Raw genomic sequence first — 18,793 nt, 5'->3', positions numbered from 1 at the left:
CTGTGGCTGCACCACGTTCCGCCGGTCGCGGTAAGGCCAAGACGGCCGCCAAGGCCTCCGCGGCGATCCCCCAGCTCGGTTGGTCGGAGATCCGGCCGGCCCCGATCGTGCTCGTCTCCGGCACCGAATCCTTCCTGGCCGAACGTGCCATCCGCCGCCTGCGCGACTTCCTCGTCTCCGAGGACCCCTCGCTCGAGGTCAACGACGTCGCCGCAGACAGTTATGCGCCGGGGGAACTCCTCACGGTCGCGAGCCCCTCCCTGTTCGGCGAGCCGCGGCTCGTCCGCGTCAGTCAGGTCGAGAAGTGCTCCGACCAGTTCCTCACCGAGGCCATCCGCTACCTCGAGGCACCACCGGAGGGCGCGTACCTCGTGCTGCGGCACAACGGCGGCGTGCGGGGCAAGAAGCTGCTCGACGCGATCCGTTCCGGGACCGGAGGCGGTGTGGAGATCGTCTGCACCGAGCTCAAGCGCGACAGCGACAAAGCGGACTTCGCTGCCGCGGAGTTCAAGGCGGCGGGCCGACGGATCACTCCACAGGCGTTGCGCGCACTCGTCGGGGCGTTCTCCGACGACCTCGCCGAGCTCGCCGCGGCGTGCAGCCAACTCATGGCCGACGCGTCGGCGGAGATCACCGAGCAGACGGTGGACAAGTACTATGGCGGCCGCGTGGAGACGAGCGCCTTCGACGTGGCCGACGCCGCGATCGGAGGGCGCCACGGTGAGGCCTTGCTCGCCCTCCGTCAGGCGCTCGACTCCGGCGCCGACCCCGTTCCGATCGTGGCCGCCTTCGCGATGAAGATCCGCACGATGGCCAAGGTGTCGTCGGCCCGCGGTGGCTCCGGTCAGATCGCACAGCAGTTCGGCCTGGCTCCCTGGCAGGTCGACCGAGCCCGCCGAGACCTGTCCGGGTGGACGGACGCGGGAATCGGCCGTGTCGTGCAGATGCTCGCCGAGACCGATGCCGGGGTGAAGGGCGCGACCCGCGACCCGGTGTTCGCGCTCGAGCGCCTCGTCGGCGTCATTGCCGCGCGCGGCGTCGATCCGGCCGCGCGGTAGCCGGTCACGCTCGACGCGCCGCCGATCGGGCTGCCCTTCGACAAGCTCAGGGACCGGCACTGGCTTCAGGGAGCGGGGCGGGCTTCATGGGCCGCGGCTGGTTCGATGCGGGTTGCCCGGCAACGCGAAAGGCCCCGCACGTTCCGAAGAACGCCGGGGCCTTGCAGCTGGTGTCGCTTAGAGCGCGTTGACCTGCTTGGCGATGGCCGACTTGCGGTTCGCTGCCTGGTTCTGGTGGATGACGCCCTTGCTCACGGCCTTGTCGAGCTTCTTCGCGGCGAGCTTGAGAGCGGACTCGGCCTGAGCCTTGTCGCCGGCGACGACGGCCTCGCGCGTGGCGCGGATGGCGGTCTTCAGCTGGCTCTTGACGGCCTTGTTGCGCTCGTTGGCCTTCTTGTTGGTGCCGATGCGCTTGATCTGCGACTTGATGTTTGCCACGTTGGGTCAACTTTCGGTTCGAGGAAATGATGTTCGGTGCCGTCGGACGGAAGAGGGCGTCTTCAAGCGAGTTCTCGTGTGGTCTCAACTCACACGCAAGCCAACAGGCAACATTACCAGTCAGGCCGAGTTCTGGCAATCCAGGGTACCGCAGCGCGGGTGCTCTCCGCCGTGGGACAATGAGGGTTGCCCGATTCCACCCCTGACCCCGAGGAACGCGTGAGCCCCCAAGCAGTGAAGGCCCTCGAGCCGGCATCGACCGACCCGGCGTTCATCCGGAACTTCTGCATCATCGCCCACATCGACCACGGCAAGTCGACGCTGGCGGACCGCATGCTGCAGATCACGGGTGTGGTGTCGGACCGCGACATGCGGGCGCAGTACCTCGACCGCATGGACATCGAGCGCGAGCGTGGCATCACGATCAAGAGCCAGGCCGTCCGGATGCCGTGGTCGTTGAACGGTGAGACCTTCGCGCTCAACATGATCGACACCCCCGGGCACGTGGACTTCACCTACGAGGTCTCCCGATCGCTCGCCGCCTGCGAGGGCGCGATCCTCCTCGTCGACGCCGCGCAGGGTATCGAGGCGCAGACGCTCGCGAACCTCTACCTGGCGCTTGAGAACGATCTCGAGATCATCCCGGTGCTCAACAAGATCGACCTGCCGGCCGCGGACCCCGACAAGTACGCTAAGGAACTCGCCAGCCTGATCGGTGGTCGACCGGAGGACGTGTTGCGCGTCTCCGGCAAGACGGGCATGGGCGTCGAGGAACTCCTCGACCGGGTGGTCGGCCGCATCCCGAACCCCACCGGCGACCCGGACGCACCGACGCGCGCCATGATCTTCGACTCCGTCTACGACACCTACCGCGGCGTCGTGACCTACGTCCGGATGATCGACGGCCAGCTGAGTCCACGCGAGCGCATCCAGATGATGTCGACCCGCGCCGTACACGACCTCCTCGAGATCGGCGTCAGCTCACCGGAGCCGACGCCCACCAAGGGGCTGGGCGTCGGTGAGGTCGGCTACCTCATCACCGGCGTGAAGGACGTCCGGCAGTCGAAGGTCGGCGACACCGTGACGACGGCGGTCAAGCCGGCGACGGACGCCCTGCCCGGCTACACGGATCCGAAGCCGATGGTGTTCTCCGGTCTGTATCCGATCGACGGCAGCGACTACCCGATCCTGCGCGACGCGCTCGACAAATTGAAGCTCTCCGACGCCTCGCTGAACTACGAGCCGGAGACCTCGGTCGCCCTCGGCTTCGGGTTCCGCGTCGGTTTCCTCGGGCTGCTGCACCTCGAGATCGTCACCGAGCGGCTCCAGCGCGAGTTCGACCTCGACCTCATCGCCACGGCCCCGTCGGTCACCTACGAGGTGAAGACCGAGGACAAGCAGGTCGTCACCGTCACGAACCCGAGTGAGTTCCCGTCGGGCAAGATCCTCGAGGTCTCCGAGCCCATGGTGAAGGTGGGCATCCTCGCGCCGAAGGACTATGTCGGCACCATCATGGAGCTCTGCCAGAGCCGCCGTGGCGCGCTCCTCGGCATGGAGTACCTGGGCGAGGACCGCGTCGAACTCCGGTACACGATGCCGCTCGGTGAGATCGTCTTCGACTTCTTCGACCACCTGAAGAGCCGCACGCAGGGCTACGCCTCGCTCGACTACGAGCCCTCCGGCCAGCAGGCCGCGGATCTCGTGAAGGTCGACATCCTGCTCCAGGGCGATCAGGTCGACGCGTTCAGTGCCATCGTGCACCGCGAGAAGGCCTATGCCTACGGCGTGCTCATGACCGAGCGGCTGAAGAAACTGATCCCTCGGCAGCAGTTCGAGGTCCCGATCCAGGCGGCGATCGGTGCGCGCATCATCGCCCGCGAGTCCGTCCGTGCGATGCGCAAGGACGTCCTGGCCAAGTGCTACGGCGGTGACATCACCCGCAAGCGGAAGCTCCTCGAGAAGCAGAAGGAGGGCAAGAAGCGCATGAAGATGGTCGGCAAGGTCGAGGTGCCCCAGGAGGCGTTCATCGCGGCGCTCTCCGGGGACGTCGAGACGAAGGACAAGAAGTGACCGCCCGACGCAGTTCGTTCGAGGACGAGGCCGTCGACTACGCGGCGGTCGGCGCGACGCAGCGCAGCGACCTCATGCAGTACCCGCCGGAGGGCTACGTGCCCTCGGAGGACGAGTTCCGACTCGGCAGCGGGGAGGAACGGTTCGCCCTGGCGACCACGGCGCTGCTCACCTGGGGACTGCACCGGGCGAGCGGCGTCGAGATCACCGACGTGCACCCGGGGACGGGCGTGCAATACGGCGGCATCGCCTTCGCGGAGGACGGCACCCCGCTGGAGCCGATCGAGACGCACGAGGAGCAGCGGTTCGCCGAGGACGGTACGCCGTTCATCACGCCGGGAACGACGGTCGTGTTCGCGGGTGCCGTCGGCGGGGAACCGCTCGCGGGCCCGCACCGGGTCATCTCGGTGACCGAGGAGCCGGGGCACGTCAGCCTGGCCATCGGCACGATGGACGGCGACCCCGAGAGCGGCGAGCAGTCCTTCACGATCGAACAGCGTGAGGACGACTCCGTCTGGATCGTGGTGCGCTCCTTCTTCCGCCCGACGAAGGGCGCCGCGAAGCTCGTCGGCTCGAAGCGCCGTCGGAAGACCATGAACGACGCCTACCTGCGCGCACTCCTGCCGTCGCGCGGCCTCTGAGCGACGGATCGTGCCGAGCGCGCTTCCCCTCGCCGATCCGGCGCCGTCCGACGGGCTGCTGCCGGAGTCGGCCGCCGTCGGTGCCCACGAGCGTGCGTTCGGTGTCTACCTGCACGTGCCGTTCTGCCGGGTGCGCTGCGGGTACTGCGACTTCAACACCTACACGTCGACGGAACTCCGCGGCGCGAAACAGTCCGACTACGCCGACGAGGCGGTGGCCGAGATCCGCTTCGGACGCGGCGTGCTGGAGGCGTCCGGCGTCCCCGACCGCGAGGTCTCCACAGTCTTCTTCGGGGGAGGCACCCCGACCCTGCTGCCGGCGGACGACCTGGTCCGCATGCTGCGTGGTGTGACCGACTCCTTCGTCCTCGCGCCCGGCGCCGAGGTGACGACGGAGGCGAACCCGGATTCCGTCGACGCCGCGTACCTCCAGACGCTGGCGGACGCCGGCTTCACCCGCGTCTCGTTCGGCATGCAGTCTGCGGTGCCGAGCGTCCTGGCGACGCTCGAACGAACGCACGACCCGGCCCGGGTGCCGCTAGTGGTGCAGTGGGCGCGCGACGCCGGTCTCGGCGTCAGCCTCGACCTCATCTACGGGACGCCGGGGGAGACGCTCGCCGACTGGCGGGTCTCACTCGAGACCGCCATCGCCTGCGCCCCAGACCATGTGTCGGCCTATTCGCTCATCGTCGAGCCCGGCACGAAGCTCGCCCGCCAGATCCGTTCCGGCGTGGTCGGCACGCCCGACGAGGATCTGCAGGCCGACATGTACGAGCTCGCCGACGACCTCCTGACCGCAGCCGGATACGGCTGGTACGAGGTCAGCAACTGGGCCACGTCCGACGCTCACCGCTCCCGGCACAACCTGTCCTACTGGACGGGTGAGGACTGGTGGGGTGTCGGTCCCGGCTCCCACAGCCACGTCGGCGGGGTGCGCTGGTGGAACGTCAAGCACCCGGCGGCCTACGCCCAGCGCATCGCGGCTGACGAGTCGCCCGCCGCCGGTCGCGAGACCCTCGACGACGAGACCCGCGAACTCGAACGCATCCTGTTGCTCACCCGGACGCGCGACGGCATCCCGATCCGCACCCTCGCCCCCGAGGCGCGAACCGCCGTCGCGGGGCTCATCGCCGAGGAGCTCGTCGATGCGCGGCAGGCGCTCCTCGGCCGCCTCGAGCTCACGCGACGCGGTCGACTCCTCGCCGACGCCGTCGTCCGTCGACTCGTCGGCGACTGACGCGGTCCGGGCGCGTCCCGGCCGGGAGACCGTCGGACGGCGTCAGACCGCCGGAAGACCGACAGCCCCGACCGGCGGACCGGACGGGGCTGTCGAGTGGGGCTCGGAGGATCAGGCCTTGATGAACTGGATCGTGAGCGGGTAGCTGTACAGCTCGCCCTTGTTCGCCTTGATCGCGGCGATGATGCTGAAGACGATCACGACGATGTACACGGCGATGATGACGAGGATGCCGACCACGACGATCGTGAGGATCGAGCCGACCACGAGCGCGATCAGCATCGTCAACTGGAAGTTGAGCGCGGTGAGCGTGTGGGCCTTGATGAACGGCCCGCGGTCCTTGAGCGCCAGGTAGCCGATCAGCGGCGGGATGAACCCGAAGAAGATCCCACCGATGTGGATGAGGGTCGACCAGAGCTTCTCGTCGGACGGGCTCATGGGCTGCGCGACGGGGTAGGGCTGCTGGTACTGCGGAGCGCCGGCGGGCGGCGGCGGGTAGGAACCGGCACCGGGCGGCGGCGGCGCGTAGCCACCGGCGGGCGGCGGCGGGTAGGAGCCTGCCGGCGGCTGGTGAGGAGCTGCGGGCGGGGGCGTCGCGCCGTCTCCTGCAGGCGGAACCGACCCGCCCTTGGCAGGGTCGACGGGCGGTTGAGCGTTCGGATCGGACATCTTCGCACCTTTCACGGAGAGTGATATTCAATTGGTCCAGCAGAGCGTATCGCACCAGGTGTCGCGGAAACGGGACCCACGCCTGTCGCCAACGGTATTCCTGGGCCGCCACGGCGCGCAAGGGATGCCTTCCGGTGGGCCGCGATATGATTGGCAGTCAGGGTGTTCGAGTGCTGACGGTCGGTGTTCGGCGGAGACGAGGAGAGGGGTTCGCCATGGTGTCGGATCGCGGTCTCGAGGTCCTCCGGGTCATCGTCCAGGACTACGTCGCGTCGCGTGAGCCGGTCGGGTCGAAGACGATCGTCGATCGTCACTCCTTCGGCGTCTCGGCGGCCACCATCCGCAACGACATGGCCCAGCTCGAGGACGAGGAGCTCATCGCCGCGCCCCACACCTCCTCGGGGCGCGTCCCGACGGACAAGGGCTACCGCATGTTCGTCGACCACCTCGCCGACCGGCGTCCCCTGAACAACGCACAACGGACGGCGATCGAGACGTTCCTCGGCGCATCCGGCGACCTCGACGAGGTGCTCCACCGCACGGTGAGGCTCCTGTCGCAACTCACGAACCAGGTCGCGCTCGTCCAGTACCCCATGTTCTCCCGTGCCCGCGTCCGGCACCTCGAGCTCGTGAGCGTCACGCCGAACCGGGTGCTCGCCGTCATCATCCTCGACAACGGCCGGGTGGAGCAGCGTCTCATCGAGACGGAGCGGCCGGTCGACGACGACCTCATCGCGCGCCTCCGCGGTGCGTGCAACGAGGCGGTCGCCGGACGCCCCCTCCTCGACGCCCACGACGCCCTCGGCGACGTCCCCGACACGATCGCCGAACTCGACCGGTCCTCGGCGGTCCGCATCGTCGACGCGGTGCGCGAGCAGCTCTCGGCCCAGCGCCAGGACCGCCTCGTGATGGCGGGCGCTGCGAACCTCGCTCGCACGGAGGACGACTTCCCGGGCAGCATCTACCCGGTGCTCGACGCGATCGAGCAGCAGGTGGTCCTCCTCAGGCTCTTCGGCGAGATGGAGTCGGAGCGGGACGGGGTCGTCGCCAGCATCGGGCGGGAGAACGCGTCGTTCGGCCTCGAGACGACGAGTGTCGTCGCGGGGAACTACCGTTCCTCTGGTGGCGAAATCGCCCGCCTCGGCGTGCTCGGCCCCACGAGAATGGACTACGCGAGCAACATGGCGGCGGTCCGAGCCGTCGCCAGATACCTCTCGCGCATCCTCGACGCCGAGTGACGCCTCCTCGTCGCGTCCACCAACACCTTCCGCACCTCGAACGAAAGGCCCTCAGTGGCTGACTACCCCGACCACTACGCAGCCCTCGGCGTCGCCAAGGAGGCGACGCCCGAAGAGATCAAGAAGGCCTACCGCCGCCTCGCGCGCGAGCTGCACCCCGACGTCAACCCGGGATCCGACGCCTCGGAGCGGTTCAAGGAGGTCACGCACGCCTACGACGTGCTCAGTGACCCCAAGCAGCGCCAGCAGTACGACCTGGGTCCGCAGGCGGGTGGGTTCGGTGGAGGCGACGCCGGCTTCAGTGGGTTCGGTGACATCTTCGACACCTTCTTCGGCGGTGGCGGACAGCAGCGTGGACCGAAGTCGCGTCGCTCGCGCGGCGAGGACGCCCTCCTCCGTGTCGAGCTCGACCTCGACGAGGTCATCTTCGGCACCCACCGCGACCTCGAGGTCGACACCGCGGTGCTCTGCGGCACCTGCAACGGCTCGTGCTGCCAGCCGGGCACCTCGCCGGTCACCTGCGACATCTGCCACGGTACCGGTTCCATCCAGCGCGCCGTCCGCTCGCTGCTCGGGAACGTCATGACCTCGGCACCCTGCGGCACCTGCCGTGGCTACGGGACGATCATCGCGACCCCGTGTGTCACCTGCCAGGGGCAGGGACGCCTTCGCGCCCGTCGCACCGTGTCGGTCGACATCCCGGCCGGTGTCGACACCGGTCTGCGGCTGCAGATGCCCGGGAGCGGCGAGGTCGGTCCGGCCGGAGGCCCCAACGGCGACCTCTACCTCGAGATGAAGGTCAAGCACCACGACGTCTTCAGCCGCGACGGCGACGACCTGCTGTGCACGCTGGAGGTCCCGATGACGGACGCCATCTTCGGGCGCCACGTCACGGTCCACGCACTCGACGGAGACGTCGAGGTGGAACTGCGTCCGGGCGTCCAGAGTTCCGAGGTCATCACGGTCAAGGACCGAGGCGTGACCCGGCTCCGCGGCAACAGCCGCGGCGATCTCAAGATCGGCGTCCAGGTCGTCACCCCGACCAAGCTCGACCACCGCGAGCGGGAACTCATCAAGAGCTTCGCCTCGGGCAGGCGTCAGGGTCCTCCTGCGCTGGCGCAGTTCCAGCAGGGCCTGTTCGCGAAGATCCGCGACCGTTTCCACGGCGTCGGTTGAGATGAGCTCGCTGTACGTCCGCGAGGACCTCGAATCGACCGGCGTCGGCGACTCGGTCACCCTCCGGGGGCCGGAGGCGAAGCACGCCGTGTCGGTCAGCCGATTGCGGGTGGGGGAGACCACGTCGATCGGCAACGGTCGCGGACTGATCGCCACGGGAACCGTCGTCCGGAGCGAACCGGGCGAGCTCGAGATGCGCGTCGAGTCGGTGGTCGTGCATCCGGAGAACCGTCCGGCACTCGTGCTCGTGCAGGCGCTGGCCAAGGGCGATCGCGACGAACTCGCCATCCAGGCGGCGACCGAGCTCGGGGTCGACCGGATCATCCCTTGGGGTGCTGAGCGCAGCATCTCCCGCTGGCAGGGCGAGAAGGCGAGCAAGGGCCGAGCCCGCTGGCAGCTGATCGTGCGCGAGGCGGCCAAGCAGTCGATCCGCGCCCGGGTGCCCGAGGTGTCCGAGGTCGTCGACGCGCGTGGCCTCGCCGCCCATGCCGACGGACGGACCGTACTCGTCCTGGAGCCCACGGCCGCGCTCAGCCTGACGGACCTCGACCCGTCGACCTTCGACACCGACGAGGTGGTGCTCGTCGTCGGCCCCGAGGGCGGGATCTCGCCCGCCGAGCTCGAGCGACTCGTCGACGCCGGCGCGGTCGCCGTGCGGATCGGCTCGGGTGTGCTGCGCACCTCGACGGCGGGGCCGGCGGCGATCGCAGCGGTGAACGTGCTGCTCGGCCGCTGGTGACCCGGGTCCAGCCCGCGCAGGACGCCGCTGCGAACCTTAGACTGGTGGGCATGAGTGAAGCACCGTCCGTTTTCAGCCGCATCGTGTCCGGGGAGATCCCGACGACCCTCCTCGCCGAGACCGATCGGGTGATCGCCTTCGCCGACATCAACCCCCAGGCGCCAGTGCACCTGCTGGTCGTGCCGAAGACCGCCGAATACCGCGATGTCGTGGCACTGGCGGCCGGCGACCCCTCGCTGCTCGCCGAGATGGTCGAGGTCGCGTCGTCGCTCGCACAGGAACACACGGGCGGCGACTTCCGCTTGGTCTTCAACACCGGTGAGACCGCGGGCCAGACGGTCTTCCACGTGCACGCGCACGTCCTCGGCGGTTCCCTCCAGGAGGGCTCCCTTGGCGGAGCCTGAAGCAACGACCCCTGACGTCCCCGCCGGTCGACGGGAGGAGGACGTGGAGCATGTGCTCCAGGTCGACGGCATCGCGATGGTCCGGCTGCTCGGGCCGCAGGATCGCCTGCTCACCACCGTCGAGCGCGAACACCCCGGCGTCTCCGTGCACGTGCGCGGGAACGAGATCACCATCACCGGCCCCTCGGCGCAAGCCGATGCGGCCAGACGACTCGTAGAGGAACTCATCACCATGGTCCGAGAAGGACACGACCCTGGCCCGGCGGAGGTCAGCACCTCGGCCCGGATCCTCGGCCAGGACGGCACGGCCTCGCCGTCCGAGGTCCTCGGCCAGGTGATCCTGACCTCCCGTGGCAAGACGATCAAACCGAAGACCGTCGGTCAGCGAGCCTATGTGGACGCCATCGACGAGAACACGATCGTCTTCGGCATCGGTCCGGCCGGCACCGGCAAGACGTACCTCGCCATGGCGAAGGCGGTCCAGGCGCTCCAGCGCAAGGAGGTCAACCGGATCATCCTGACGCGCCCGGCGGTCGAAGCCGGCGAACGGCTCGGTTACCTGCCCGGCACCCTCACGGACAAGATCGACCCGTACCTCCGTCCGCTCTACGACGCGCTCAACGAGATGATGGATCCCGAGATCGTCCCGAAGCTGCTCGCAGCCGGCACGATCGAGGTCGCTCCGCTCGCCTACATGCGCGGACGCACCCTGAACGACTCCTTCATCGTCCTCGACGAGGCGCAGAACACCACGCCGGAGCAGATGAAGATGTTCCTCACGCGGCTCGGGTTCGGTTCCAAGATCGTCGTCACCGGCGACGTCACGCAGATCGACCTCCCGACGGGTGCATCGGGACTCCGTCTCGTCACCCGGGTCCTGAAGGACATCGACGACATCCACTTCGCCAACCTGACAAGCGACGACGTCGTCCGTCACACGCTCGTCGGTCGCATCGTCGACGCGTACGGCGAGTACGACGCCGTCCGCCAGGCACAGCGCTTCGAACGCGAGCAGGCGGCCGAGTTCGCCAACCGCGCGGAGCGTCGTGGGTCAGCGCGAGACCACCAGCCGAAACGAGGACGCTCATGACCATCGAGATCAACAACGAATCAGGCGTGGCGGTCGACGAGTCGCGGATCCTCGCACTCGCGTCCTTCGCGCTCGACGCCATGCATGTCAGCCCCGACGCCGAGCTCGCCATCGTCCTCGTCGACGAGGGCGCCATGGAACAGCTGCACGTCCAGTGGATGGACGAGCCCGGCCCGACGGACGTCCTGAGCTTCCCCATGGACGAGCTGCGCCCTGGGACGGAGGAGAACCCGACACCACCCGGACTCCTGGGCGACATCGTCCTCTGCCCGCAGGTCGCCGAGACGCAGGCGACCGCCGCGAAGCACTCCACGATGGAGGAGCTCCAGCTCCTGACCTGCCACGGCGTCCTGCACCTGCTCGGCTACGACCACGCCGAGCCCGACGAGGAGAAGGAGATGTTCGGCATCCAGCGCGACATCCTCCTCGCCTTCGCGCTGCAGGAGAGACGACGCACCAGCTGATGTCCCTCGTCGCCGTCTTCGTCATCGTCGCGTTCCTCCTCGTCGCCTTCGCCGGTCTCATGGCCGCGGCCGACGCGGCGATCGGCGTGCAATCGGGCGCCGACATCCTCGACCTCGCCGAGGGCGCGCGCTCGGCGTCGGCGCTCCGGGCGATCGCCGCGGACCCCGGCGCGCACGTCAACGCCATCAACTTCATCCGGATCCTCGCGGAGACGACCGCGGCCGTCCTCGTGACGCTCGCGCTCGCCTCCTCGATCGATGAACTGTGGCTGGTCCTCGTCCTGGCCGTCATCATCATGACGGGCACCTCCTTCGTCCTCGTCGGCGCGAGCCCGAGAGGGGTCGGGCGGACCCACGCCAGCGGGGTGCTGCGGTTCAGCGCCCCTGCGATCCGCACCGCCCGGGTCGTCCTCGGGCCGATCGCCAACGTCCTGGTCTCCCTGGGCAACCGGGTCACTCCCGGCCTCCCACGCTCGGTCTCCTTCACCTCCGAGGAGCAGCTGCTCAGCATGGTCGACGAGGCGACGGCGCACTCGGTCCTCGAGGAGGACGACCGCGAGCTCATCCACTCGATCTTCGAGTTCAACGAGACGCTCGTCCGGGAGGTGATGGTGCCGCGCACCGACCTCGTCGGCCTGCAACGCGACCTCAGTGTCCGTGAGGCGCTCGAGGTGTTCCTGGAGACGGGCATCTCGCGGGCACCGGTGAGCGACGGCGACATCGACGACCTGGTCGGCATCCTGTACCTGAAGGACCTCGTGAAGGCCATGTTCGGCGGCGAGGGCGCGGCCGAGGTCGGATCGATCGAGCCGCTGCTGCGGCCGGCGAGCTTCGTCCCGGAGTCGAAGAAGGCCGACTCGCTGCTGCAGCAGATGCAGAAGGACTCGAACCACATCGCGATGGTCGTCGACGAGTACGGCGGCATCTCCGGTCTCGTCACGCTCGAAGACCTCATCGAGGAGCTCGTCGGCGACATCTCCGACGAGTACGACACCGACACCCCCGAGGTCACCGACCTCCACGACGGTCGGTTCCGGGTCGACGCCCGTCTCGCCGTCGACGAGCTGGGGGAGTTGTTCGGTCTCGAACTCGACGACGACGACGTCGACTCCGTCGGTGGTCTGCTGGCCAAGGCGCTCGGACGTCTGCCCGTCGTCGGATCCACCGTCTCGACCAACGGACTCGAACTCACCGCCGAGCGGGTCGAGGGGCGGCGGGGACGCATCCTCACCGTCATCGTCCAGCGCGACGACCAGCTGCAGGACGCCCAGCAGGCGTCCACCGAACACCGGGAGCACCCATGAGCGACACCACCCCTCCGTCCGACTTCCGCGCGGGGTTCGTGTCCTTCGTCGGGCGTCCCAACGTCGGCAAGTCCACGTTGACCAACGCCCTCGTGGGGGAGAAGGTCGCGATCACGAGTTCGAAGCCCCAGACCACTCGACGCGCCATCCGCGGCGTCGTGCACCGCGAGCACGGTCAGCTCATCGTCGTCGACACCCCGGGCATCCACCGCCCGCGGACGCTGCTCGGACAGCGGCTCAACGATCTCGTGCAGTCGACGCTCTCGGACGTCGACGTGATCGGCTTCTGCATCCCGGCCAACGAGAAGCTCGGTCCCGGCGACCGCTTCATCAACGAGTCGCTCGACGGCTTCCCGCGGGCGAAGAAGGTCGCGATCGTCACGAAGACCGACACCGCGAGCCGCACCACGATCGCCGAGCAGCTGCTCGCGATCTCCGAGCTCCGCGACTGGGACGCGGTCATCCCGCTGTCAGCCGTGACGGACGACCAGCTCGACATCCTGGTCACCGAGGTGACGAAGCTCATGCCGCTCTCGGAGCGCCTCTACCCCGCGGAGGCGACGACCGACGAGACCGTCGTCGACCGGGTGTCCGAGCTCATCCGTGAGGCCGCCCTCGAGGGTGTCCAGGACGAGCTGCCGCACTCGCTCGCGGTGACCATCGACGACATGATCCCGCGTGAGGGCACCGACCTGCTCGACATCTACGCCAACGTGTTCGTGGAGCGGGACAGCCAGAAGGCCATCATCATCGGCAAGGGCGGCTCGCGCCTGCGCGACGTCGGCGCCCGCGCCCGGGCCGGCATCGAACCGCTCGTGGGGTCACGGGTGTTCCTCTCGATCCGCGTGAAGGTCGCGAAGGACTGGCAGCGCGATCCGAAACTGTTGGGACGCCTCGGATTCTGACCCGCCGTGTCGGCCAGCTGACAGACGGTTGAGCGCGGACTGAGCGCTTGCTGTGGGACAGCGATCGCGCAGGGCGTCCCGCGCTGCGCGCGGACATACTGATCCCGGGGTCGGGAGAGGGTGTCCACGTGTTCGACGGATTGCTGGGATTCCGGCTGGATCAGCCGGTGCTGCTCGTCTGGGCGGCGATCGTCGCCGCGCTGATCGCCGTGATCCTGATCACCGGCCGTCGATCGGTCCGTTCCGTGATCACCAAGGTGCTCGCGGCGGTGTGCGGGGCCGTCTTCGCATATGTGCTGGCCTGGGTACTCGGTGACGTCCTCGACGTCTTCGGGATCGGGTTGACCCCGACGACGCGGGCGTGGGCGGCCGTCGCCTGTTCCGGTGCCGCACTCGCGATCGTCAGCATCCCGCGGGCCAGAGCATGGCGCGTCGTCACGGCCGTCGTCGCGGTGCCGGTGTTCCTGCTCATCGGTGCCCTCGGGATCAACCAGGACTTCGGTCAGTTCCCGACCGTGCGGGCGGCGCTCGGGATCAGTCCCTACGGGGCGTTCACCTCGGTGGCTGCGGCACACGGGACGACCGCGGACTGGCGTGCTCCGAGCGCCCTCCCCGCCGCCGGCCGCGTCGAGCGGGTCGACATCCCGGCCACGACGTCCGGGTTCCGACACCGGGAGGCACTGGTCTACCTGCCGCCCGCGGCGCTGACCGCCCACCCGCCGGCGCTGCCCGTGATCGAGGCGTTCAGCGGTCAGCCGGGCCAGCCGGCCGACCTGTTCGCGTCGGCCGGATTCGCGGGTCTCCTCGACCGGTTCGCGGCATCCCACCACGGTCTGGCGCCGATCGTGGTGGTGCCGGACCAGCTCGGGGCACCGGACGCCAACCCGATGTGCGTCGACGGCCCGCTCGGGAACTCGGCGAGCTATCTCACCGTCGACGTCCCGGCGTGGATCACGGCGCACCTCCCCGTCTCCTCCGCTCGGACGGACTGGTTCATCGCCGGCTTCTCGCAGGGCGGCACCTGTTCCATCCAGCTCGGCGCCGCTCATCCCGGGCGCTTCGGCGGCATCCTCGACATCTCCGGAGAGGTGGTCCCCACCATCGGTCCGGCCACGGTCGCGAAGGGGTTCGGCGGGTCGGAGGCGGCCTATGCCGCAGCCGCCCCGTCCGCGATCATGGCCGAGCGGGCCCCCTACGCGGACACCGTCGCGATCTTCGGGTACGGCAGCGCCGATGCGCGCTACGGGCCTGGCGTCGAACGGATCCAGGCGGCCGCAGCCGCCGCCGGTATGCGGACGACCACCTTCGTGTCGCAGGGGACCGCGCACGACTGGCACACCGTCCACACGGTCCTCCAACGGGCGCTGCCGGCGGTCGCGTCGCGGTTCGGCCTCGGCTGAGGGCACTCGGACGGACCCGTGGGTCAGTGCTATGCTGGCGACGTGTTCACCGGTCTGCTCCTCCTTAGCTGCCGCGACGAGTCCTAGTTCCAGGCCTCCCTCGTCGCGGAGTTCGTCATTGGCTCACCCCCAATCCCACGAGGAGATCCCAGGATCATGAAGAACACCCAGAAGCCTTCAGGCATGCCGGTCCATCGCTACCGCGCTTACCAGGACCAGTTCGCCGTGTCACTGCCCGACCGCACCTGGCCGGACCGCCGAATCACCGAGGCGCCGCGCTGGTGCGCCGTCGACCTGCGTGACGGCAACCAAGCGCTCATCGACCCCATGAGTCCCGAACGGAAGCGCATCATGTTCGACCTCCTGGTGAAGATGGGCTACAAGGAGATCGAGGTCGGGTTCCCGAGCGCGAGCCAGACCGACTTCGACTTCGTGCGCAGCCTCATCGAAGAGGGCGCGATCCCCGAAGACGTCACCATCCAGGTGCTGACCCAGGCGCGCGACCACCTCATCGAGCGCACCTACGAGTCGCTGCACGGCGCGAAGCAGGCGATCGTGCACCTCTACAACTCGACCAGTGTCCTGCAGCGGGACGTGGTGTTCCGGAGCGACAAGCAGGGCATCATCGACCTCGCCCTGCACGGGGCCCGGAAGTGCCGGGAGATGGAGTCCACCGTCCCAGGGACGGAGATCTACTACGAGTACTCGCCGGAGAGCTACACGGGGACCGAGCTCGAGTTCGCCGTCGACATCTGCAACCAGGTGGTCGAGGTGCTCGAAGCGACGCCGGACCGCAAGGTCATCATCAACCTCCCGGCCACCGTCGAGATGGCCACGCCGAACGTCTACGCGGATTCGATCGAATGGATGAGCCGCAACCTCGCCAATCGCGAGAACATCATCATCTCGTTGCACCCGCACAACGACCGCGGTACGGCGATCGCCGCTGCCGAGCTCGGCTACCAGGCGGGCGCCGACCGCATCGAGGGTTGCCTCTTCGGGAACGGTGAGCGGACCGGCAACGTCGACCTCGTCGCACTCGGCATCAACCTGTTCACCCAGGGTGTCGACCCGCAGATCGACTTCAGCGACATCGACCAGGTCAAGCGGACCGCCGAGCACTGCAACCAGCTGCCGGTGCACGAACGGAGCCCCTGGGCGGGCGACCTGGTCTTCACGGCGTTCAGCGGCTCGCACCAGGACGCGATCAAGAAGGGCTTCGAGGCGATGTCGGTCGAAGCGGCGTCGCAGGGCAAGGACGTCTCCGACCTGGAGTGGGCGGTCCCGTACCTCCCCGTCGACCCACAGGACCTGGGCCGCAGCTACGAAGCGGTCATCCGCGTCAACTCGCAGTCCGGCAAGGGCGGCGTCGCCTACCTGCTGAAGAACGACCATGCACTGGACCTCCCGCGTCGACTGCAGATCGAGTTCTCCGGAGTCGTACAGGCCAAGACCGACGCCGAGGGCGGCGAGGTGACGAGCGGCCAGATCTGGGCGGTCTTCCAGGACGAGTACCTCCCGGCGGCTGCGGCCGACGCGAAGTGGGGCCGGTTCGAACTGCAGTCCACCAAGACGTCGAGCGACCTCGCGGGCACCGTGGTGCTCGAGGTCGCCCTCCGCGACGGCGAGGCCGTGGAGGAGCGCACGTCGACCGGGAACGGTCCGATCGCGGCGTTCCTCAACATGCTCTCCGACCGCGGCATCGAGGTCACGCTCTACGACTACGTCGAGCACACGCTGAGCGCCGGCGGTGACGCCGAGGCCGCCGCGTACGTGGAGCTGCAGGTGAACGATCAGCGCCTCTGGGGCGTCGGTATCGACGGCGACATCGCGACCGCGTCGCTGAAGGCCGTCGTGTCGGCGGTCAACCGCGCCGTGCGGTCCGGCGTCGAGGCTCGGGAGCTGGCGGCCATCTGACGTCTCCCGCTGCGCCGGGTCGTCCTTCGGGAAGACCCGGCGCAGCGGCGTTCTCTGGACGTACACCCGGAGGATGATCTTGCGCCGTGGGTGCAGGCCCTCCGGTGGGCAGGTCGTACGGTTGGAGGATGCTCCGCACGCTCCGGCCCGGCCAACTGGCCGTCGACATCGCACTGCCGTCCGTGCTGTTCATCCTCACGTCCCTGTTGTACGCGACGAGGCCGCAGCAGTACGTGATCGTGCTCCTCGGCATGTGCGCCGCCCTCGCCGTGCGCCGGCTCGCCCCGGGGATCTCGCTCGCCATCGCCTGGGTGACGGCCCTCGTGCAGATGCTGCTGCTCCTCGCACCGGACCCCGCGAACTTCGCGATCCCCGTGGTGTTGTACGCCGCCGCGACGTACGGCGGCAAGGTCGCACGATGGCTCTCCTTCGCCTCCGCCTTCCTCGGGGCCGCGCTCATCGTGGTCTACGTGATCGTCGTCCCGAGCTGGACGACGGGCGTGAACGCCGAGATCAACTCCTTCGGACTGGCGACCGACCTGACCCCGATCGCGAAGGTGACGATCGGGCTCTTCATGTTCCTCGCGTTCGCGGCGTTCTTCGGGCTCGCGTGGACGGCCGGTGTCCTCATGCGGACCTGGCGCCGAGCCAGGGACAGTCGCCAGGCGCAGTTGCTGGCCGAACGCGACGTCGCCGTCGAACAGGAGCGCAACCGCATCGCCCGCGACATGCACGACGTCGTCGCGCACTCGCTGGCGGTCGTGATCGCACAGGCCGACGGAGCCAGATACGCTCTGGCCGCCGACCCCGATTCGGCGGACCAGGCGCTGCGGACGATCTCGAGCATCTCCCGGGAGGCCCTGGCCGACGTGCGGGTGCTGCTCGGGCAGTTGCGGTTCCAGCAGAGTGAGGGTCCGCAGCCGGTCATGGCCGACCTCGACCGCCTGTACGAGCAGCTGCGCGGTGCTGGCGTCGACGTCGTGGTCGAGAACCACGGAGCGGAGCGGCCGGTGGCGACCGGGTCGCAGCTCGCGGTCTACCGGATCATCCAGGAGGCGCTCACGAACGCCCTCCGCCACGGCGACCACCGCGCACCGATCGACGTCCACCTCGACTGGACCGGCCCGGAGCTGCAGGTGTGGATCGTCAACCGCGCGAAGTCGGAACCGCCCAAGCCCGGAACCGGTCACGGACTCGCCGGGATGAACGAGCGCGCTACGCTGGCAGGCGGCAGGTTCGGGACGACCCTGGTGGACGGTCTCTTCACCGTGTACGCATCGATCCCGTTCACGACGGCAGGAGTGACGAGATGACCGATCCACACGGCAACGCGGCGGCGGAGGCGATCACCATCGCGCTGGTGGACGACCAGGCCCTGTTCCGCGGTGGCATCCGCATGCTCATCGGCTCCCAGCCGGACCTGCGGGTCGTCGGTGAAGCGTCCGACGGACGACAGGCGGTGGAGCTCGCTGCCCGCACCCGTCCGCAGGTGATCCTCATGGACGTCCGGATGCCGGTCATGGACGGTATCGAGGCGACCAAGGCGATCCTGGCGGAAGCGGACGCGCGCGGGACGGAGCGCCCCCGCATCATCGTGCTGACCACCTTCGACCTCGACGAGGCGGCCGCGACGGCGATCCGGGCCGGGGCGAGCGGTTTCGTGCTGAAGGACGCCGAACCGGAGTTCCTCCTCGCGGCGATCCGCACGGTGCATGCAGGGAACGCGGTCATCGCGGCGTCCGCGACGCGGGAGCTGTTCGAGCACTTCCGCCAGGCGCCCGCGCCGCCGGTCGCACCCCAGCGCTACGCCGAACTCACCGCTCGGGAGCGGGAGATCTTCCTCCTCGCGGCGCGCGGGCTGAGCAACTCGGAGATCGCGGCGGCGGAATTCCTCAGCGAGGCGACGGTGAAGACCCACATCAGCCGGATCTTCGGCAAGCTCGAAGTACGTGACCGCGTGCAGCTCGTCGTCTTCGCCTTCGAGCACGGGCTCGTCTGACCGGTCGCCCGCTCCACCGCCGGGGTTCGAGGATCATCCGTCCG

General features: G+C 68.9%; 18 protein-coding genes. 16 read left to right on the top strand and 2 right to left on the bottom strand.

All coding sequences use genetic code 11. The annotated features are described in order from the left end of the window. Positions 1 to 2: 2 nt before the first annotated feature. Positions 3 to 1,058 (top strand): DNA polymerase III subunit delta, encoded by a 1,056-nt coding sequence (gene holA, locus ASF68_RS02865; protein ID WP_056006549.1) that lies wholly within the window; start codon positions 3 to 5, stop codon positions 1,056 to 1,058. 177 nt (positions 1,059 to 1,235) lie between these two features. Here holA and rpsT read toward each other — a convergent pair whose 3' ends face one another. Next, positions 1,236 to 1,496, bottom strand: a complete 261-nt coding sequence (gene rpsT / locus ASF68_RS02860) for a 30S ribosomal protein S20 (RefSeq protein ID WP_056006546.1) — start codon at positions 1,494 to 1,496, stop codon at positions 1,236 to 1,238. Between the two features lie 219 nt (positions 1,497 to 1,715). Here rpsT and lepA point away from each other — a divergent pair, with 219 nt between their 5' ends. The 3 genes from lepA to hemW are packed head-to-tail and all read left to right on the top strand — an operon-like array spanning position 1,716 to position 5,444. Continuing rightward, the gene (lepA, locus tag ASF68_RS02855; protein WP_056006543.1) at positions 1,716 to 3,566 is read left to right on the top strand and encodes a translation elongation factor 4; all 1,851 of its coding nucleotides are present in this window, start codon (positions 1,716 to 1,718) and stop codon (positions 3,564 to 3,566) included. Further along, positions 3,563 to 4,207 (top strand): DUF1990 family protein, encoded by a 645-nt coding sequence (locus tag ASF68_RS02850; RefSeq protein WP_056006540.1) that lies wholly within the window; start codon positions 3,563 to 3,565, stop codon positions 4,205 to 4,207. Before lepA ends, ASF68_RS02850 begins: the two co-directional genes overlap by 4 nt. A gap of 10 nt (positions 4,208 to 4,217) precedes the next feature. Further along, a complete protein-coding gene (hemW, locus tag ASF68_RS02845; RefSeq protein WP_056006538.1) occupies positions 4,218 to 5,444 on the top strand; it encodes a radical SAM family heme chaperone HemW in 1,227 nt (408 codons plus the stop codon). 111 nt (positions 5,445 to 5,555) lie between these two features. Here hemW and ASF68_RS19150 read toward each other — a convergent pair whose 3' ends face one another. Continuing rightward, a complete protein-coding gene (locus ASF68_RS19150; protein ID WP_235522547.1) occupies positions 5,556 to 6,113 on the bottom strand; it encodes a DUF4870 domain-containing protein in 558 nt (185 codons plus the stop codon). Positions 6,114 to 6,328: 215 nt separating this feature from the next. Between ASF68_RS19150 and hrcA the strand changes: the two genes are divergently transcribed. From hrcA to ASF68_RS02780, 12 genes are all read left to right on the top strand, one after another. Then, positions 6,329 to 7,351 carry a heat-inducible transcriptional repressor HrcA gene (gene hrcA / locus ASF68_RS02835; protein WP_056006531.1) on the top strand — a complete coding sequence of 341 codons (1,023 nt, stop codon included), beginning with the start codon at positions 6,329 to 6,331 and terminating at the stop codon, positions 7,349 to 7,351. A 54-nt stretch (positions 7,352 to 7,405) separates the two neighbouring features. After that, the gene (dnaJ, locus tag ASF68_RS02830; RefSeq protein WP_056006528.1) at positions 7,406 to 8,527 is read left to right on the top strand and encodes a molecular chaperone DnaJ; all 1,122 of its coding nucleotides are present in this window, start codon (positions 7,406 to 7,408) and stop codon (positions 8,525 to 8,527) included. 1 nt (position 8,528) lies between these two features. Beyond that, a complete protein-coding gene (locus ASF68_RS02825) occupies positions 8,529 to 9,266 on the top strand; it encodes a 16S rRNA (uracil(1498)-N(3))-methyltransferase (protein WP_056006525.1) in 738 nt (245 codons plus the stop codon). A gap of 50 nt (positions 9,267 to 9,316) precedes the next feature. After that, on the top strand, positions 9,317 to 9,670 hold the full coding sequence (locus ASF68_RS02820; RefSeq protein WP_056006522.1) for an HIT domain-containing protein: 354 nt from the start codon (positions 9,317 to 9,319) through the stop codon (positions 9,668 to 9,670). Between the two features lie 76 nt (positions 9,671 to 9,746). Then, positions 9,747 to 10,760, top strand: a complete 1,014-nt coding sequence (locus tag ASF68_RS02815; protein ID WP_082498636.1) for a PhoH family protein — start codon at positions 9,747 to 9,749, stop codon at positions 10,758 to 10,760. After that, positions 10,757 to 11,224 (top strand): rRNA maturation RNase YbeY, encoded by a 468-nt coding sequence (gene ybeY, locus ASF68_RS02810; RefSeq protein ID WP_056006516.1) that lies wholly within the window; start codon positions 10,757 to 10,759, stop codon positions 11,222 to 11,224. Before ASF68_RS02815 ends, ybeY begins: the two co-directional genes overlap by 4 nt. Continuing rightward, positions 11,224 to 12,528 carry a hemolysin family protein gene (locus tag ASF68_RS02805; RefSeq protein WP_056006513.1) on the top strand — a complete coding sequence of 435 codons (1,305 nt, stop codon included), beginning with the start codon at positions 11,224 to 11,226 and terminating at the stop codon, positions 12,526 to 12,528. Before ybeY ends, ASF68_RS02805 begins: the two co-directional genes overlap by 1 nt. Then, entirely contained in the window at positions 12,525 to 13,433 is a 909-nt protein-coding gene (gene era, locus ASF68_RS02800) for a GTPase Era (RefSeq protein ID WP_056006509.1), read from the top strand. Before ASF68_RS02805 ends, era begins: the two co-directional genes overlap by 4 nt. A 128-nt stretch (positions 13,434 to 13,561) precedes the next feature. Next, entirely contained in the window at positions 13,562 to 14,833 is a 1,272-nt protein-coding gene (locus ASF68_RS02795; RefSeq protein WP_162239333.1) for an esterase family protein, read from the top strand. 156 nt (positions 14,834 to 14,989) lie between these two features. Next, a complete protein-coding gene (gene leuA, locus ASF68_RS02790) occupies positions 14,990 to 16,750 on the top strand; it encodes a 2-isopropylmalate synthase (RefSeq protein WP_056006507.1) in 1,761 nt (586 codons plus the stop codon). A gap of 128 nt (positions 16,751 to 16,878) precedes the next feature. After that, complete coding sequence (locus tag ASF68_RS02785; RefSeq protein WP_056006505.1) at positions 16,879 to 18,063, top strand: sensor histidine kinase; 1,185 nt, start codon at positions 16,879 to 16,881, stop codon at positions 18,061 to 18,063. Continuing rightward, positions 18,060 to 18,749: a response regulator transcription factor gene (locus ASF68_RS02780; protein ID WP_056006502.1), complete on the top strand. Its 690-nt coding sequence runs from the start codon at positions 18,060 to 18,062 to the stop codon at positions 18,747 to 18,749. Before ASF68_RS02785 ends, ASF68_RS02780 begins: the two co-directional genes overlap by 4 nt. Positions 18,750 to 18,793 lie beyond the last annotated feature (44 nt).

Source organism: Plantibacter sp. Leaf314, assembly GCF_001423185.1.
Classification (GTDB): Bacteria; Actinomycetota; Actinomycetes; order Actinomycetales; family Microbacteriaceae; genus Plantibacter.
Note: the sequence above shows the minus strand (reverse complement) of the source record. Positions and strands in the feature narration are given on the sequence as shown.